The 18,643-nt window shown below is 50.0% G+C and carries 16 protein-coding genes; 3 read left to right on the top strand and 13 right to left on the bottom strand.

The annotated features are described in order from the left end of the window. Positions 1-270: 270 nt before the first annotated feature. A complete protein-coding gene (locus tag I6E49_RS12725; RefSeq protein WP_235402775.1) occupies positions 271-2,763 on the bottom strand; it encodes a DUF3943 domain-containing protein in 2,493 nt (830 codons plus the stop codon). Next, entirely contained in the window at positions 2,760-3,920 is a 1,161-nt protein-coding gene (locus I6E49_RS12730) for a dicarboxylate/amino acid:cation symporter (RefSeq protein ID WP_235402777.1), read from the bottom strand. The genes I6E49_RS12725 and I6E49_RS12730 overlap by 4 nt, the downstream gene beginning before the upstream one ends. 180 nt (positions 3,921-4,100) lie before the next feature. Here I6E49_RS12730 and I6E49_RS12735 point away from each other — a divergent pair, with 180 nt between their 5' ends. The 3 genes from I6E49_RS12735 to I6E49_RS12745 all read left to right on the top strand — a co-directional run bounded on the left by I6E49_RS12735 (position 4,101) and on the right by I6E49_RS12745 (position 7,197). Continuing rightward, positions 4,101-5,549, top strand: a complete 1,449-nt coding sequence (locus I6E49_RS12735; RefSeq protein ID WP_235402780.1) for a methyltransferase RsmF C-terminal domain-like protein — start codon at positions 4,101-4,103, stop codon at positions 5,547-5,549. A 36-nt stretch (positions 5,550-5,585) separates the two neighbouring features. Then, positions 5,586-6,380, top strand: a complete 795-nt coding sequence (locus I6E49_RS12740) for a thymidylate synthase (RefSeq protein WP_235402783.1) — start codon at positions 5,586-5,588, stop codon at positions 6,378-6,380. A 337-nt stretch (positions 6,381-6,717) separates the two neighbouring features. Next, a complete protein-coding gene (locus I6E49_RS12745) occupies positions 6,718-7,197 on the top strand; it encodes a dihydrofolate reductase (protein WP_235402784.1) in 480 nt (159 codons plus the stop codon). 467 nt (positions 7,198-7,664) lie between these two features. On the opposite strand, the gene I6E49_RS12750 is transcribed toward I6E49_RS12745, so the two are convergent. The 11 genes from I6E49_RS12750 to I6E49_RS12800 all read right to left on the bottom strand — a co-directional run bounded on the left by I6E49_RS12750 (position 7,665) and on the right by I6E49_RS12800 (position 18,308). After that, positions 7,665-8,177, bottom strand: coding sequence for an Lrp/AsnC family transcriptional regulator (locus I6E49_RS12750; RefSeq protein ID WP_235402788.1), 513 nt, complete (start codon positions 8,175-8,177; stop codon positions 7,665-7,667). Between the two features lie 109 nt (positions 8,178-8,286). Then, positions 8,287-8,787: an ExbD/TolR family protein gene (locus I6E49_RS12755; RefSeq protein ID WP_235402789.1), complete on the bottom strand. Its 501-nt coding sequence runs from the start codon at positions 8,785-8,787 to the stop codon at positions 8,287-8,289. Beyond that, entirely contained in the window at positions 8,784-9,341 is a 558-nt protein-coding gene (locus tag I6E49_RS12760) for an ExbD/TolR family protein (protein WP_235402790.1), read from the bottom strand. The genes I6E49_RS12755 and I6E49_RS12760 overlap by 4 nt, the downstream gene beginning before the upstream one ends. Positions 9,342-9,370: 29 nt before the next feature. Beyond that, positions 9,371-9,877 carry a hypothetical protein gene (locus tag I6E49_RS12765; protein WP_235402792.1) on the bottom strand — a complete coding sequence of 169 codons (507 nt, stop codon included), beginning with the start codon at positions 9,875-9,877 and terminating at the stop codon, positions 9,371-9,373. 14 nt (positions 9,878-9,891) lie between these two features. Next, positions 9,892-10,587, bottom strand: coding sequence for a MotA/TolQ/ExbB proton channel family protein (locus I6E49_RS12770; protein WP_235402807.1), 696 nt, complete (start codon positions 10,585-10,587; stop codon positions 9,892-9,894). 113 nt (positions 10,588-10,700) lie between these two features. After that, entirely contained in the window at positions 10,701-14,255 is a 3,555-nt protein-coding gene (gene mfd / locus I6E49_RS12775; RefSeq protein ID WP_235402793.1) for a transcription-repair coupling factor, read from the bottom strand. 2 nt (positions 14,256-14,257) lie between these two features. Further along, positions 14,258-15,007, bottom strand: coding sequence for a polyprenol monophosphomannose synthase (locus I6E49_RS12780; RefSeq protein ID WP_235402794.1), 750 nt, complete (start codon positions 15,005-15,007; stop codon positions 14,258-14,260). Between the two features lie 129 nt (positions 15,008-15,136). Further along, entirely contained in the window at positions 15,137-15,655 is a 519-nt protein-coding gene (locus I6E49_RS12785; RefSeq protein WP_235402797.1) for a histidine phosphatase family protein, read from the bottom strand. A 7-nt stretch (positions 15,656-15,662) separates the two neighbouring features. Beyond that, positions 15,663-16,610, bottom strand: coding sequence for a thioredoxin-disulfide reductase (gene trxB, locus I6E49_RS12790; protein WP_235402800.1), 948 nt, complete (start codon positions 16,608-16,610; stop codon positions 15,663-15,665). A 12-nt stretch (positions 16,611-16,622) separates the two neighbouring features. Then, positions 16,623-17,171 carry a glutathione peroxidase gene (locus tag I6E49_RS12795; protein WP_235402801.1) on the bottom strand — a complete coding sequence of 183 codons (549 nt, stop codon included), beginning with the start codon at positions 17,169-17,171 and terminating at the stop codon, positions 16,623-16,625. Positions 17,172-17,291: 120 nt separating this feature from the next. Next, positions 17,292-18,308 (bottom strand): Rid family hydrolase, encoded by a 1,017-nt coding sequence (locus I6E49_RS12800; RefSeq protein ID WP_235402805.1) that lies wholly within the window; start codon positions 18,306-18,308, stop codon positions 17,292-17,294. Positions 18,309-18,643: the final 335 nt, after the last annotated feature.

Consider the following 18,643-nt stretch of genomic DNA (forward strand, 5'->3'; position numbering starts at 1 on the left):
GCTTCTTGTACTACTTTATCTGTCTTATGTAAATCTTTTCAAAGAACTCTTTCTTCATTCGCTTTTCCAGAACTCTTCTCCATCTAGTTTTGCTTGAGGTTTCGTTCGTTCTCGAAAGCGGATGCAAAGGTATGACTTTTTTCCGTATCTCCAAAACTTTTGCTGAGAAAAATCAGCATTTTTGCTGTATTTTTATTGCAAATTGATTCATATCAACGATTCCCTGTTTGCGTAAACAACGACACCTTATTATATATTTAGGGCCCCATATCAGAGCACATACTGCAACCCTATGCTACAATCGAAAGTGTCAGACAACACCTTGTCGTGATATTTATAATGCGTGTCGCGCCAATAATTGGACACTTTCATGTCGAGATTGATGCGCTTAGACAATGCCAGACAGAAGCGGGCATTGAGCACGAGCAGCGAAGAGTTACCCTTATCGCCCTGGGCATTGAGATAAATTGGGTTGGTATTTGCCACATCCTTGTTCTCATAACCCTTCCATGTGAATATACGATAGTAGTCAGCACCAAACGACATGCTGCCAACTTTGCCGAATTCCATCAAGCAACTTGCCTTAACGCTGTATCCGCTACCCATATTGTAGTCGCGGTCGATTACATGATAGTAGTCGCTAAGGCTTCCGCCAAGCAGTATGCCGTCAACGAAGATACGCTGCTCGAGCTTAGTAAGATTGCCCACCTTGGGGAAACGGCAGATAAAGCCCGGACCTATAGAAGCTGCCTCCGAGATGCGATAAGGCACAATGTCCGAACCGTTCTTCACGGGTTCGGAGTCGTAATAGTTGAAGTGCTGGAACAATCCGAACACCATATCAGCACCATTCGAGATGGTTACGGGCATGCTCCACAATCGTCCCAGAAGATGAACGCCCGTGATGAGCGGTTGGTTTCCACTAAGTCCAAACTGCAAGTCGGCTGTAAAATAGTCGTAAGGCTTAGTTTGTTCACGGTCGAACGGGTCGCCATAGGCAAGGTTGAACTGTATATACGGATTGCCCTCACCACGAAACAGCGCACCATTATCTGCAAGATAGCGATAGCTAACCGACGCAGCAAAGTGAACCGGAATGCTCTCATAGTCGTGATACTTGTAATAGCTGTTGCGCACACGCCAAGCATCGCCATACAGAATACGATTAAGTCCCTTGATAGGACAAATCAAAGTGCCGATAAACTCACGCATGAAGCGAGGAAAACCACGCAAGCGGTCGTCGTAGACAAGATTGCTAATACGATTGGTCACCTCACCTATGCACACTCCACCGAACGTAGTAGCCATGAGGTCGTTGATGGCAGGCGGCTCAATCTCGCACGTCGTCTCCCACATCAGGCTTCCACAGAACGAGTAAGGCACTGATTTCCAGAACGACATGCCATGCGAACGGGCAGCATTGAAATAGAGTCCGCCATGATAAGGATGAGCAAAAAGATTGGTCGAGAACTGGTCGTTGTCCCAAACGAATCCCGTCTTGATATTGTTCTTGATACTGCTCCATGAAATCTTGGCAAACTCCTCGTTCATGACATATCGGTCGAAGAACTGCACACCGACATTGATGCCGAATGCTTCGAGTGCAGCACGCCACGGATGTTTCTTCTGTCGCATCGGATCATCGAAAGCAAATGCTGTAGTATCAGCCCCATAGCCCTTCAGACCATACTCATCGTCAGCAGCAGTATAGAAATGCCTGTTGCGCGAGAGTCGCCATGCCAGACCAGCCTCGAATATGGCACGTTGCCTGTAGCGTCGTGCGTGGTTGTAGTATCGTGTGTCGCCATAGCCCACAGTAGCAAACAGGCTCGTGTAATTGCCCAGTATCAGGTCAGCATTAAGACGAGCCTGAAGCGAGAACAGACGTTCGGGCTTGCTGTTGGAATTCTCCTCAAACGACTCGATATGATAATATCCGAGGTCGCCACTGAGCGAAAAACGCGGAGTGATGTTGAAGTATTGGCCTATACGATAGAACAAAGCGCCCGAGAAATGCTTGTCGAGTCCGAAGTAATGGGTGCCTACACCTATTATATTATAGGTGCTTCGGTTGCGGAAACGTATAGCCAAGTTGGTCTTGGTAGCCGTTCCGCCGTAAGTCATGATGTCGATACGGGTATTAGGATTGACATTGACGAGTCCAATCTTATGAGCGAGCGTGTCGCGACTGTAGTTGATAAATCCAATCTGCACGCCTCGCGGATGTGCGACACACACGTTAAGCAGTCCTATCTGCGAACCGTTGAGCGTATCGGCATAGTTATAAAATCCGGTCTGAGCGCCTCGCATATACGACGAACAGATATTGGTGCCACCTATCTGCATGCCACGCTTCATGCCCAGCGAGATATTGGACAGGGCACTCAACTGTATGCCGCGAAATCCCTCGCCAGCCACATTATTAAATATAGCCACCTGAACACCATTGCCACTTTGCAACAGATTGGACACGCCAGAAATCTGCACGCCACGCATGTCGCTGCCTACTGCATTGACAACGCCAGCAATGTTGACACCACGCAACTGTCTGCGCACCGTAGCCGAGAAACTTCCTATCTGCACACCGCGCAAAGTGTCAACGTCGCCAAACAACGCCACATTGCCACTGCTGTATAATGTAGAGTCGGCACCATGATGATTGATGCCGACTCCGATGTTGTGAGTTTTGCGGAAATCGTCCTGCGCCTGCCCCATAAGAGCCGAAAACGAGAAGAGAGCCGCCAATATGAGTTTTGTATTCATTTTCTACCGAAACACTTGTCTACTATAAGTGCCAGCGCACCATCGCCGGTCACGTTGCACGCCGTGCCGAAGCTGTCCATAGCAATGTAAAGCGCTATCATCAGCGCGAGCGACTGCTGGTCGAAACCGAGCATTGACGAGAGGATGCCGAGGGCAGCCATGATGGCTCCACCGGGCACACCCGGCGCTGCAACCATCGTCACACCGAGCATCAATATGAATCCCGCCATCATCTGGAAGTCGTAAGCTATGCCCTGCATCATCATGAGTGCAAGCGAGCAAGCCACAATCTTCATCGTACTGCCCGACAGATGGATAGTGGCACACAGCGGAATCACAAATCCGGCTATGTCCTTGTCGACACCGTTAAGAATGGTCTGGCGCATCGTGACGGGAATAGTAGCTGCCGACGACTGCGTGCCGAGTGCCGTGAAATAAGCCGGCATCATATTGCCAAGCATCCTGAACGGATTCTTATGTACGAAGAACGACGCCACCACATACTGGAATATGAGCAGGAATATGTGCATGACGAATATCACGCCGATAATCTTTACAAATACGCTGAGCACCTTGAACACCTCGCCCGAATGGGTCATGTTGAAGAATATGCCGAAGATGTAGATTGGCAGCAACGGCAGCACCACCACCTGTATGGTCTTGGTGATGATATCGCGGAACTCGCCGAACACGTTCTTCAGCGCCTTGCCGTCCAGATGGGCAATGCCCAGTCCGAGCGTGAACGCCATCACCAACGAAGTCATGACATTGAGCGGTGCCGGTATGGCAACGGTGAAATAGGGCTGGATGCCCTCAGCCTGACTGATCTGGGCTATCTTCAGATTGTCGGAGATGAGCGACGGGAAGAAGGTCTGCCCCACTCCATACGAGAGGAAGCCGGAGAATATCGTTGCTCCATAAGCCAACAGTGCCGTGACAAGTAACAGCTTGCCCGCACCCTTGCCTATATCGGCAATGGCAGGGGTGACGAGTCCGACGATGATGAGTGGAATCAAGAATCCGAGGAACTCACTGAACAGCGCGTTGAACGTAACGAACACGCGCACTGGCATGTCGGGTGAGACGATGCCAAGACAGATGCCAAGGATGATGGCAACGATGATTTTAGGCAGTAGGCCGAACTTTAATTTCTTCATAGCACACAATTATCTGCACAAGGCTGAATGAGCTACAAATTTAACGAAAAGAACTGAAAGTCACAAATTCGCATACAAAGATAAGCTACATTTGTTTCTATACATCCATATTTATCAATTATTTTGCCTAATTTTGCAGTCAACAACCCACCCCACTTTATTATATATAGACAATAAGACATGAACTTGCCATCTGACTTCATCTCATACACCCGTCAACTCATGGGTGACGAACTGTACAGCCACCTTGAGGAAGGACTTGATTCACAAGAGTCGCCCGTAAGCATTCGCCTCAATCCGTTCAAGGCGCAGTCGCTTGACGTGACCGAAGGACTATACGACTGCACCGTACCATGGTGCAGCGCCACCGGACGCTATCTGCGCGAACGCCCCAACTTCACCTTCGACCCTCTGCTGCATGCCGGATTGTATTATGTGCAGGAAGCCGCTTCGATGATAGTAGACCACATTGTGCGCACATTCATCAACCAACCCGTGCGCATGCTCGACCTCTGTGCAGCACCGGGAGGCAAGTCGACAGCCCTGCGTGCAGCCCTTCCCGAAGGATCGGTGCTCTTCTCGAACGAACCTATGCGCACCCGTGCACAGATACTGAGCGAAAACCTGCAGAAGTTCGGACACGAAGACGTCATCGTAACCAACAACTATCCGCGCGACTATCGCAAGGCTGGCATCATGTTCGACGCAATACTTGCCGACGTGCCGTGCTCGGGCGAGGGAATGTTTCGCAAGGACGACGGTGCAAGAGCGGAATGGAGCCAGCAGAATGTGGACAACTGCTGGCAGCTGCAACGCGAGATTGTGAGCGATATATGGAAATGCCTGCAACCCGGAGGACTGCTCATCTACTCTACATGCACGTTCAATGCGCACGAAGACGAGGAGAACGTAGAGTGGATAGCAAGCGAATTGGGTGCCGACATAATAAAGTTGCCCGTCAAAGAGTCGTGGGACATAACGCCTGCTGTAGTAGGCAATGTTCCTGTATGCCGCTTCCTGCCGGGCATAAGCCGTAGCGAGGGTCTGTTTGTAGCCGTTCTGCGCAAACACGGCGAGAGCGAAACGACAGCTCTCAATGCCTCTGCCGCCAACTCCAAACCGAAGAAAGACCGCAAGAACCAGCGCAAGCAGACTGCACAAGGCGGCAAGCAGCAGTCGGCAGACACGATGCAGGCGCTGCGCACACCCGACAACTTCACAGCCCGACGCAACGGCGATGCAATAATAGCTATACCCAAACGATGGGCTGACACCTACGATGCGGCAGCCTCAACGCTTAAGATTATGCACGCAGGCGTGACACTCGGCACCGAGAAGGGACGCGACCTCATACCCGACCAATCGCTCGCCATGTCGCGACAACTCAACATCGATGCCTATCCACAAGTGGAACTCAGCTATGCAGAAGCCATCAACTTCCTGCGCAAGGAAGCCGTAACGCTGCCCGAAGGAACGCCGCGCGGATTTGTCGTAGTGACATACCTGGGCTATCCGCTCGGTATGGAAAAGAACATAGGCAACCGCGCCAACAACCTCTACCCTACCGAATGGCGCATCAAGAGCACACACATGCCCGAATCGGAATGCCACGTGATAGCCAAAATATAACATTTAACACTTAACACTTAACAATAAAAACAAGCAATGCAACAATACTTAAAGCTTCTTGACCGCATCCTTACCGAGGGTGCAACCAAGACCGACCGCACCGGAACCGGCACTAAGAGCGTATTCGGCAACCAAATGCGATTTGACATGGCAGACGGATTTCCGTTGCTGACAACCAAAAAACTGCACCTCAAGTCGATTATCTACGAATTGCTGTGGTTCTTGCGTGGCGACACAAACGTACACTATCTGCAGGAGCACGGTGTGCGTATATGGAACGAGTGGGCTGACGAGAATGGCGAACTCGGTCCGGTGTACGGTCATCAGTGGCGTTCGTGGCCCGACTACAACGGTGGCACTATCGACCAGATACAGAACGTTGTGGATATGATAAAGAACCATCCCGACTCGCGCCGTATGATGGTGACAGCATGGAACCCTGCTGAGGTGGAACAGATGGCACTGCCTCCATGTCACTGCCTCTTCCAGTTCTACGTTGCCGACGGCCGACTCTCGCTGCAACTCTATCAGCGCTCTGCCGACACCTTCCTTGGCATGCCGTTCAACATCGCTTCGTACGCTCTGCTTTTGCAGATGATGGCTCAGGTGACCGGATTGCAGCCGGGCGAATTCATACATACCACTGGCGATACACACCTCTATCTCAACCATCTCGACCAGGCACGTCTGCAACTGACACGCACTCCGCGCCCATTGCCGACAATGAAGATCAACCCCGACGTGAAGAACCTCTTCGATTTCCACTACGAAGACTTCCAGCTCGAAGGTTACGATCCATGGCCGCATATCGCTGCAACAGTTAGCGTTTAGCTCTCGTGCTTGGCACGAGAGAATTTTGAATTTTGAGTTTTGAATTTTGAATTAGTCGGCTACGCCGATTAAGAGTTTTGATTTTTGATTTTTGATTTTTGAATTGTCGGCTACGCCGATTAGGAATTATTCAATTTTGAATTAAAAACTCAAAATTGCCAAAGGCAACAATTCAAAACTCAAAACTCAAAATTCAAAATTGCCAAAGGCAACAATTCAAAACTCAAAACTCAAAATTCAAAATTGCCAAAAGCAACAATTCAAAACTCAAAACTCAAAATTCAAAATTGCCGAAGGCAACAATTCAAAACTCAAAACTCAAAATTCAAAACTCAAAATGATAACAATAATCGCTGCCGTTGCCGCCAACCGCGCCATCGGTCTTAACAACAAATTGCTGTACTGGTTGCCCAACGACCTCAAGCGCTTCAAGGCACTTACCACGGGGCACACAATAATCATGGGACGCCGCACATTTGAGTCGTTGCCCAAGGGAGCATTGCCCAATCGTCGCAATGTAGTATTGAGCCGCACAGAAACCGAGTTTCCGGGCTGCGACACCTATCGCTCACTCGACGAAGCATTGGCACACTGCTCTAAAGATGAGGATATATATATAATAGGTGGAGCGAGCGTCTATGAGCAGGCACTCAGCCTTGCCGACCGCCTCTGTCTGACCGAGGTACACGACACACCAGCCGAAGCCGACGCCTTCTTCCCCGAATACAACGGATGGAAAGAAGCTATGCGCGAGGAGCATACCACCGACGAGAAGCATCATCAAAACTATGCTTTCGTTGACTACGTAAAGAAATAATAAACGGATAAAAAAGCACTTGAAAACGGATAAAAACACGCCTGAAAACAGCTGAAAATACATTCCGTTTTCAAATGTAGTCCTTTTGCATTGCAAATGTATTCGTTTTGCCTTGCAAAAGGACTACTTTTGTATAGTAAAAGGACTCCTTTTGAAAGCCAAAAGGACTACATTTTTTAGGGGTTTGATTATTAGTGTTTGATCGTCAATTGTTGTTCATCCGACAATTCGAGTGACAATGATGTAAAATTCAAGTTTTGTGAGTAAATTGACAATGTAAATTGTAGAAGGAGGGTGTATCAAAAGTCAATTATTCGGGCTGAAAGCCCAATAAGCTCATAACCCATGGCAGCGCCCTGGGTGTACAGGGCGCATTGGTATTTACGATACTTTTTTCCCAGGGTGTTGCCCTGGGCTATGAGCTTCTGCCCCCTTCGGGGCGCGCTGCCTTGACTTTTGAGTATCTATTACTCCTCTACTACTTCTTCCTGCTCGTCATCAAAATCTTCCTCAACGGGCAATTCGCTGATAGGAATCTGACGATTGATGGCGGCATTGAACGAAATCACCGTCTCCGAACGCGACAGACCGAGGGGCTGCAACTTGTCGTGGATAATGTTGAGCAGATGATGGTTGTTGCGGGCATATATCTTTATGAACATGTCGAAACCACCTGTCGTGTAGTGACATTCCACTACTTCAGGAATCTTCTTCAGTTCCTCAACTACGTCATCAAACTTAGCCGGGTTCTGCAAGTACAAACCTATGTAGGCGCACGTTTCATATCCCACCTTCTCCGGGTCGACTATGAACTGCGAACCTTTCAATATTCCGAGATTAGTAAGTTTCTGAATGCGCTGGTGAATAGCAGCGCCACTTACATTGCAAGAACGTGCCACCTCCAAGAACGGGATGCGGGCATCTCCTGCAATGAGTCGGAGTATTTTCTTGTCAAGTAAATCTAAATTGTGATGTGCCATTTATAAAATGTTGTTTTTAATACATCGCAAAGGTAGTATAAAATTACGATATACACAATTATTAGCCCAAAAACTAACAATTTATAACCTGACAATAAGAATAAAAGATTTATTTGCGCTGCTCAGCCGAATAATTGATGCGTTCTACATGTGCCCTGCGCAGTGCTTGCTTCACATCGGTTATCATTCCCATTGGTGTCTGTTGGTCGGCCTTGACGGATACTGTCTGGCGCGCACGGTCTTCGTCCGACATACGACGGCGCTCTGCCGACATGAATCCGGCAATGTCCGAGGGTGTGGCAATGCGGTCGTTTATCTGCATCTGAAATCCGTTATTACCGCCGTCTGACGCTGCTTGGCTCCGTGCCGATGCAGCCTTGCCCAGCCCAGGCGCTGCCGTCGGACGTCCGATGTATATATACGACACAGCCGTCTTCTTCGTCAGGCGTGTCAGTTCGGTGCCTTGAGGCACACGGAAGCTTACCTTCGGCGTAACGGTACGCATGTGCGTCACCACCATAAAGAAGAAAAGCACGGTGAATATCAAGTCGGGCAGCGACGCAGTGTTCAACTGCGGCATCTGTCTGCTATTACGATTGCCGAATATCATTGCCAGCCTCCTTTCTGAATCTTGGCTTCTACGTTTGTCTCTGCTGTATTGCCGGCAGCCATATCCGAGGTCTTGTATGTCTCCAATATGTGCTGCGGACAGGCCTTGCGCACCTTCTGACGCTCGTCATCTGACAACTGGGCATAGCCTCGGTGGTACTTTTTGCGGGCAATGCGGTCGCGCACGTCGGCATAAGCTCCCACTATAGCATTCTCAAGAGCAAAGTAAGTGTTGTAGTCGGCAGCCGGATCGGTGTCGATGCTTATAACGTGATGCTCGCCACGCTTGCCCACAAACTCGGCTACACGGCTGCGCACCTGACTCATATTGATAGGCTGGGCATCGAGCGTGAGCTTTCCGTTGGCATCAATAGCAAACGCCATGGTGTTCGCACGTTCCACCTCCACCACCTCAGCATTCTGTTCCTGCTCGTTGTCGAGCGGCGGAAGCTGGCGCACGAGTCCACGGTCCACATCCATCGACGTTGTGACGAGGAAGAATGTGAGCAACATGAACGATATGTCGGCAGTGGCGGTGGTGTTGAGTACCGGCACTCTGTGTTGTCTGCGTTTTATTAACATGGTCAGTGAGATTTACGTATGTATCGTGTGGCACCATACACCACAGCTGCAATGGCGGCTACAATCATCAACAGCGATGTGCCGACAAACATGCCCGAAGCACGCAACCAGAATGTGTCGGTATAGGCTGCGCCATTGACTTTAAGTGCATCGGTTGACGACAAGGCGAACGTCAGCACCAGCAAGAGCAACGTGCCCAACGCCACACACACCGAAATGCAGCGTGCCGGAATGTTGTTTACGACACGGTTTTCGTCGCCGTTAATGCGCATTCCCCTTATCATGGTCCACACCATAAGCGCCAGCGTGCCGCCCGTGAGCAACAGCATGAACGTCACTACAGCACCCGTAAGCAGCGGTGCGTTATAGTCGAAGTTGTATTCGTAGGGCATGTCATAGCCTATAAGCCTGAACAGCAAGCCCAACACCACTATCAAGCCTATGAGCACATAGAATACAAAGCCCGAAAGGCGCTCGGTGGCACAGTGTCTTAAATCTATCTTCTTCATAATGCGAGTGCTTGTCAACCCTTATACTTCAGTATCGCGTCGAGCAGCGTTATGGCACTCTCTTCCATCTGCGCTGTCAGATGGTCGATTTTCGACAGCACATAGTTATAGAACAGCTGCAATATCAAGGCTACGATTATACCGAAGATTGTAGTGATGAGTGCCACCTTCATACCGGCAGCCACAATTGTCGGGTTGATGTCGCCCGCCAGCTGTATCTGTTCGAACGCCATAACCATACCGATAACCGTTCCCAAGAAGCCGAGCGACGGTGCCATGGCTATAAACAGAGTTATCCACGAACATCCCTTTTCAAGATTGGCTGCCTGAACGGTGCCGTATGCAGCCACCGAACGCTCAATGTCCTCTATCGGCGAATTGATGCGAAGCAGTCCCTGATAGCATATTGACGCAACGGGGCCGCGTGTATTGCGACACTGAGTCTTAGCTCCTTCTATGTCGCCAGCCTCTATCTTGGCGTCAATGTCGCGCATGAAGCGTTTGGCGTTAATCTCCGACAGGCTCAGATAGAGTATGCGCTCAATACAGAAAGCCAGTCCCAGCACAAGCGCCAGGGCTACAAGCGACATGAACGAAGCGTCGCCCTCAATGAATTTCTCCTTCAACACCTGGTGAAAGCCTGCGCTCTCGCCGTCGGCAAGTTCTTCTACCGGGGCTGCACAAGCCACAGCAGCCCGAGAGAACCACATCAATACTGTTATGACCACAGCCGACATAGCGGCGTGTCTTGCTGAAAATTTTCTCATACAATGCAAAATTACCTATTTATTTTCGTATATACGGGCGTTTGTACGTGTTTTTATCACTCTTCGCCCTCTATATCCTTCAATATTGCAACGGCTTCGACTACGGTTGGAACTCCCGTCACCACCATCGAGCGCTTGCCCTTCACCTCCTTAAGATTGCAGCGACGGGTGTGCGATGCTATGTAGGCAAGCATCTTGCCGAACGCCTGACTCTTGTAATAAGCCGACTCGGCATTGCTCACAAACTGCATCTGCATGCGGCCCTGCTTGAGTATTATCTTCTCACATCCAAGACGTTTGCCATATCTACGCAGCGCAACCACCTGCAACAACTCCTCGCCTTGCGGCGGAACAGGACCGAAACGGTCGATCAGTCGCTGGCGGTAAGCCTCCAACTGTGCGTCGTCGGCTATGTTGTCGAGTTCGCGATACAGCAGCATACGCTCCGAACTGCCCGGCACATAAGTCTCGGGGAAGTACATCTCAAGGTCGCTCTCGATGGCACAATCCTCCACAAACTCATCGCCCGAAATCTGTCTTCCCTGAGCAATCTCGGCTGCGTACATATCCTGGAATTCATCGTTCTTAAGCTCGGTGACCGCCTGATTCAATATCTTCTGATAGGTTTCGTAGCCCAGGTCTTCCATGAATCCGCTCTGTTCGGCACCCAGCAGGTTGCCAGCACCACGTATGTCAAGATCCTGCATGGCAAGATTGAATCCGCTGCCCAGTTCGGAGAAGTTCTCAAGAGCCTCCAATCGGCGGCGTGCTTCGGGTGTGAGCACCGACTTGGGCGGAGCCAGCAGATAGCAGAAAGCCTTGCGGTTGGAGCGTCCCACACGTCCGCGCATCTGATGCAGGTCGCTCAGTCCGAAGCGGTGGGCGTCGTTTATGATTATGGTGTTGGCATTGCTTATGTCGATGCCGTTCTCCACAATCGAGGTGGAGAGCAACACGTCGTAGTCGTAATTCATAAATCCTATGAGTATCTTCTCCAACTCCTCGGGATTCATCTGGCCGTGTCCGATAGCCACACGTGCGTCGGGCACATACTTGTGTATGAGCGATGCTATCTCGGGCAGAGTCGATATGCGGTCGTTGACGAAGTATACCTGTCCGTTGCGCGACATCTCGAAGTTGATGGCATCGGCTATTATCTCATGACCATATACGCCCAATTCGGTCTGCACCGGATAACGGTTGGGTGGCGGAGTGCGTATGATACTCATGTCGCGGGCACCCATCAGCGAGAATTGCAGGGTGCGTGGTATAGGTGTAGCCGACATGGTGAGCGTGTCGACATTGGTCTTCAGCTTGCGCAGGCGCTCCTTGGTAGACACTCCGAACTTCTGTTCCTCGTCGATGATGAGCAGTCCGAGGTCGTGCCACTCCACGGTTTTGCCTATGAGCTTGTGCGTTCCGATGAGTATGTCAATCTTGCCTTCCTTCAAATCGGCGAGCACCTGACGCGTCTGCTTGGCAGTTCGGGCACGCGACAGATAGTCTACACGCACGGGCATGTCCTTCAGTCGGTCGCAGAATGTGTTGTAATGCTGGAATGCCAGCACCGTAGTAGGCACCAGCACAGCCACCTGCTTGCCATCGGTAGCGGCCTTGAAGGCGGCACGTATGGCCACCTCGGTCTTGCCGAAGCCCACGTCGCCGCATACCAGACGATCCATTGGGCGGGCACGTTCCATATCCGCCTTTACGTCCTGTGTAGCCTTCGACTGGTCGGGCGTGTCCTCATATAGGAACGAGGCTTCAAGTTCGTGCTGCAAGTAGGAGTCGGCCGAGAAAGCGAATCCCTTCTCGCGACGACGCTTTGAGTACAGCTTTATCAGGTCGCGGGCAATGTCCTTGATGCGCTTCTTGGTGCGTTCCTTCAGTCGGTCCCACGCTCCTGTGCCCAATGTGCTCAGTCGTGGCGGCTCACCAGTGTCCTGACGGCGATACTTCGATATCTTATAGAGCGAGTGTATAGATACGTCGACTATGTCGCCACGCTGGAAGTATATGCGAATGGCTTCCTGATAGGTGTCGCCGACGGGCACACGTACCAGTCCGCCAAACTTGCCTATACCGTAATCGACATGCACAATGAAGTCGCCCGGCTCCATTTCCTGCAACTCCTTCATCGTAAGCGCCATCTTGCCCGTACGCGCAGCGTCACTCTTGAGGTTGTACTTGTGGAATCGGTCGAATATCTGATGGTCGGTGAAGAAGCACAGGCGCAGGTCGTTATCGGCAAATCCCTCGTGCAGGGTGTGGTCGACGGGTGTGAAATCGAGTCGGTCGGCTACACTCAACGCTTCCGAATTGGCCGACCCGCTGGCATGCGTGTTGCGCAAAGCCTTCATCTCATCGCTGTCGAATATGTCGCGCAGACGTCGGGTCTGCTTCTCCGAGTCGGCGAGTATATACAGCTTGTAGCCCTGAAGCAGATAGTCTTCGAGCGACTGTGCAAGCAGTTGGAAATTCTTGTGGAACAGCGGTTGGGGCGAAACGTTGAACGTTATGGTGGTCTGCGGAGTGCCCGTAGGCTGCGCACCGAACTCCACCGTGCGAAAACGGCATATCTCCTCGCGGAAAACTTTCAGCGAAACGAGGTTGTTCTCCTTACGCATGTCGCGTATTATCTGCTGCTGTTCCACCTCTGTGGCAACCTCAAGGCGTTCGGTAAGGGCTTGACTGGAAAATCCGTCGTTGTATATCTGCTCTATCGACGAGCACAGATACAGCCGGTCTTTCATCACGAGCATGGTGTCGTCGGGCAACATTGTGGTGAAAGGCTGCTTCTGTTCGGCTGTACGGGCCAGCTCGGGCACAATGCTTACGCTTTGCTTTGAGTCCTTCGACAACTGGTCGGCCACTTCAAACGTACGTATAGTGTCCACCTCATCGCCAAAGAAGTCGATACGGAATGGCAATTCCGACGAATAACTATATACGTCGACAATACTGCCACGCATGGCAAACTGGCCCGGCTCGTAGACATAGTCCACCTCGGCAATACCGAATTCGCGCAACTTACGACCCAAGTCGGCAAGGTTGACAATGTCGCCTACGGCTATGTTAATGGTGCGTTCGTCGAGCCGACGCTTTGAAACGACAAGTTCGCTGAGTGCCTCTGGACACGTCACAACATACAGAAAGGGGGCGACATTGCTATTGTCGGCACGCTTCTTGGCATTGCCACTCACGGCAGCAAGCCTGCTGAGCGTCTCAGTACGCAATATCTCGTTGGCAGCATCGCGCTGTGCGTACTTCACGGCACGCCGATAGGACGACGGAAAGAACAGCACGTTGTCAGTACCGAGTATCTGTGTCAGGTCGTGATAGAAGTATCCAGCCTCGTCGTTGTCCTGAAGGATAAAGACAGAAGTAAGCGTACTCTTCTCGCCTGATTTTTCACTTTTCCCTTTTACCTTTTCACTTTTCTCTTTTCTCTTTTCACTCTCCTTTCCTACGGCGGCAAAAAACACAGAAGCCGATGAGGCAAGTAATCCTTTCAGATATACATGCCTCATCGACTTGTCAGATATTATATTCAAAAAAGCCCCACACTGCGGCAGGGCTGAATATATGCTACTTATTTCTTTGATTTCCATAATTAGTGCTTGGCTACGGGATATTTTCTGAACCATCCGTCCCATCTGAGGCGCATGACTCCGAAGAATGCCTCACCGAAGATACCTCCGTTCATCTTGCTCACACCCTCACGACGATTCACAAAGATTACGGGCACTTCCTTAATCTTATATCCCATCTTGTAGGCGGTGTACTTCATCTCAATCTGGAAGGCATAGCCCTTGAAGCGCACCTGATCCAATGGTATCGACTCGAGCACACAACGACGGTAGCACTTGAATCCGGCTGTAGTGTCATGGACGTTGAATCCGGTGACAAAGCGCACGTACTTGGATGCGAAGTAGCTCATAAGCACACGGCCGATAGGCCAGTTCACCACGTTGACACCACTCACATAGCGCGAGCCGATAGCCACATCGTAGCCCTCGTCATGACATGCTGCATAGAGACGGGGAAGGTCGTTGGGGTCGTGCGAGAAGTCGGCATCCATCTCGAATATATAGTCGTAGTTGTGCTCAAGCGCCCACTTGAATCCGGCAATGTATGCCGTACCAAGTCCCAGCTTGCCCGAACGTTCCTTGATGAAGAGCCGGTCGGCAAACTCGGTGTCTATGAGTCGGTGTACAATGGCTGCCGTGCCGTCGGGACTTCCATCGTCGATGACAAGGATGTGGAAACACTTGCCGAGTGCAAACACCGCACGTATGATATTCTCTATGTTCTCCTTCTCATTATATGTGGGAATGATAACTATGCTGTCGCTATTATTCATATATGTGTCGTTGAGTAATAATATATAAATAGGTGTATACTATTGTCGTGATGCAAAAATACAAAGATTATTCTAAAGCAATATACTTTTAGGAATAAAAAACCCTAAAATAAGGGCTTACGTGCCTCATTACAGTTCCAATGTGCGCATCTCAGCATTCTGCATGGGGGCGATGTCCTTCATAGGCCGATTGTAATACACGCTCTGTATCGCCTTGTTTATTATGCCGTGGCCTACTGCCAACACGGTCTTTCCAGCGTATTTAGTGCGTATGAAGTCAAGGAACCGGCTGCCTCGAAGCTTCATGGCCTCAAGCGTCTCAATGTCGTCGGGCCACACGGCATCCTTAAGGTCGGGGATATAACGGCCCGTAAACCCTCCCCAATCACGCTCACGCAGCAACTGGGTCTGCTCAATCTGCGGCTCGGCTCCATCGAAATGGGGCTGCGCTATGATTCGGCATGTGTCGTAGGCACGCTTAAGGTCGCTCGACACAAAGGCGTCGATAGGTGTCGATGTCATCTGTCGGGCTACGGCTTCAGCCTGCTCTATACCATGCAGGGTCAGACAACCCGGTGTCTGACCCTGCATTATTCTGTTTACATTGTCCACGGTCTCACCGTGACGGACAAGCAATAGTCGTGTCATTTGTTGTTTATTTGTTGTGCTCGGTGAGCCAGCGCTCAGCCTCAAGAGCAGCCTTGCAGCCCGAACCGGCAGCCACAATGGCCTGACGATAAGTCGGGTCGGCGCAGTCGCCTGCTGCAAAAACTCCGTCGACATTGGTGCGCGGTGTGCTACCGATGGTCTTGATGTATCCAGTCTCGTCGCATTCTACAGCCGGGCGGAACACGTCGGTGTTGGGCTTGTGGCCGATAGCGAGGAAGAATCCGTCTATAGCTATGTCGTAATGAGTCTCGTCTGCCTCGCCCTTGCGCTTAACGAGGTGTGCACCCTCAACGCCGTCCTCACCAAAGAGACCTTCGGTGTTGTGCTCGTAGAGTATCTCAATTTTGTCGTTGTCCTCAACGCGCTTGCGCATAACGTCAGAAGCACGCAGATAAGGCTTGCGTACAATCATGTACACCTTCTTGCACAGACCTGCCAGGTAGAGAGCCTCCTCGCAAGCTGTATCACCACCGCCTACAACGGCAACCGTACGCTTGCGATAGAAGAATCCGTCGCATGTGGCGCAGGCGCTCACGCCCTGACCGTTATACTTCTTCTCGTCGTCCAGACCAAGATACTTGGCGCTGGCACCGGTTGCTATGATTACTGTGTCAGCCTCAATCTCCACTCCAGTATCTGTAGTGAGCACGTATGGCTGCGATGCAAAGTCGGCCTTTACGATTGAACCCTCGCGCATGTCAACACCGAAGCGCTCTGCCTGTTTGCGCAGGTCGAGCATCATCTGGTTGCCGTCAACGCCCTCGGGATAGCCGGGGAAGTTTTCTACTACGGTTGTCTGTGTCAGCTGTCCGCCAGTCTGTATGCCACAGTATTCTACCGGACTGAGGTTTGCACGACCTGCATATATTGCGGCTGTGTAACCAGCAGGGCCGCTACCAACGATGAGGCAGCGTACGTGTTCTCTGTTTTCCATTACTTATATTGTTTATAGTAGTTCTTCAATTTGTTTTGCTATGTTGTCGATGCTTTCTGTAGGTTCGAAGCGAGCCATCACCTGTCCGCGCTTGTTGACGAGGAATTTGGTGAAGTTCCATTTGATGTCGCTTGTCTCCTTATAGTCGGGATTCTCCTTTGAGAGGATTTCCTCGAGTACCGGTGTGAGCTTGTGTGCGGGGTCGAAACCTGCAAACGACTTCTGCTCCTTAAGGAACTTATAGAGCGGATCGGCATCGTCGCCGTTCACCTTTATCTTCTTAAACCGTGGAAACTCTGTGCCGTATGTCAGCTTGCAGAACTGATGTATCGACTCGTCGGTGCCTGGTGCCTGTGCTCCAAACTGATTGCAGGGGAAATCCAAGACCTCAAATCCCTGTGCGTGGTATTTTTCATAGAGTTTCTCCAACTCTTCGTACTGCGGTGTAAATCCGCATTTAGTGGCGGTATTGACAATGAGAAGCACTTCGTTGGCATACTCCTTCAGAGATACTTCCTTTCCTTTTCTGTCCTTTACAGAGAATTCATAAACAGTTCTCATTTTCTTTCCTTTTCTGTTTTTATGTGTTTCAATCTTTATATGAGGTACAAAATTAGATAAAAATAATGAGAAACAAGAAATACATTTACAATGATTTGTCAATTATAGTCAAAAAAAACATTATTTTTCTGCAATGCACTCTGCCTCAACAAGCCATTCCGGACGGCACACTTTGCCGTGTACTATGATGTATGGCACACTTGGGAAGCGACTGCTGAATACGGCATCCACCACCTCATAGTCGCTTATGTCGCGCAGATATACTATGAAATAACGTATGTCGGACATCTTGGCTTCGCCTTCGGCAAGCAGAGCCTCCACATTTTCAAGCAGTCTGTACGTCTGGCGTTCCACATCGCCCAGATACAGCACGTCGCCATGATTGTCTATACTTGCTGTACCCGAAACATAGTAGTGGCTGACATTGTCTACGGTGAGTCGTGTGGCACGTTCGAAAGCCACTCCATACTCATGCGTAGGATTAAGATATTCGGGAGCCTTTAGGTATGTCTTCTGCTCTTCGGCTATTTCGGGATAAGTCAGAAAGTCGATGGCTACACATGCATGACGCGACTGGCTGTCGCCACCAATACCCGTAGACGCTATATAATGGTTGTCGGCGGTAAGCCCGTAACGCTCGAATATGTCGTTGCGCGCCTTCACCACGCCCGCATAGTTGACGTCTATATCGGCTATGTATATCCATGTGCGCACCAGATGGGTGCTCATGTCAAGCCCATGCGCCTCCATATAGTTAATGTATTTCTCAAAGAGCATCATAGTCTGCATATACGAGCGATGGCCCTCTGCCTCTTCTTCGCTAAGGCGGAGGCTGTGCAGACGGAAGCATTCGTCAAGATCGGATGTCTTCACGAGTACAGCAATCTTCGAACCGCACAATGGGGCTTGCCCTACTATGCTGCACGGGGCCTTGCTGAGCATGTCGGTATACAATGCCGATTCGCTGAACATTGTGTTCTGATTGCGTATGTCGCTGAGGAATACTTTCGAGTAAACTATACGGCGACCATTCTGCTTCTCTTCATTGATATATTCGCCTACCGTAGCTTCGAGTTCTTCTATGCGCACCGCAAACGACTGTCTGTCTTTCGGATAAAAAATCTTGTAATTTTCCATGTCTTGTTTATATGCAAATAGCTTTCTTATGACAACAAAATTACGCGTTTTTTACGCAACCTGCAAATATTAAGTGAATAATACCTATTAATAAGTAATGTACCGTTGGATATCCGGCTTTTTATTAATATTATTTTGTCACAAAGATGAAGAAAATCGACACGATTAACATTTGTTATTTTTTTTAATTTCGCATATTTGTTATTTAATCGAAAATACCTAAATTTGGAAAATTTAAATCAAACCTTAAAGTACAAACAAAGTATCTATTATTAGTTGATTATCAGTATTATACGCTCTAAACGGTAGAAAAGTGGCTATGTGGATTCTGTTTA

It is taken from the genome of Leyella stercorea, assembly GCF_021531655.1.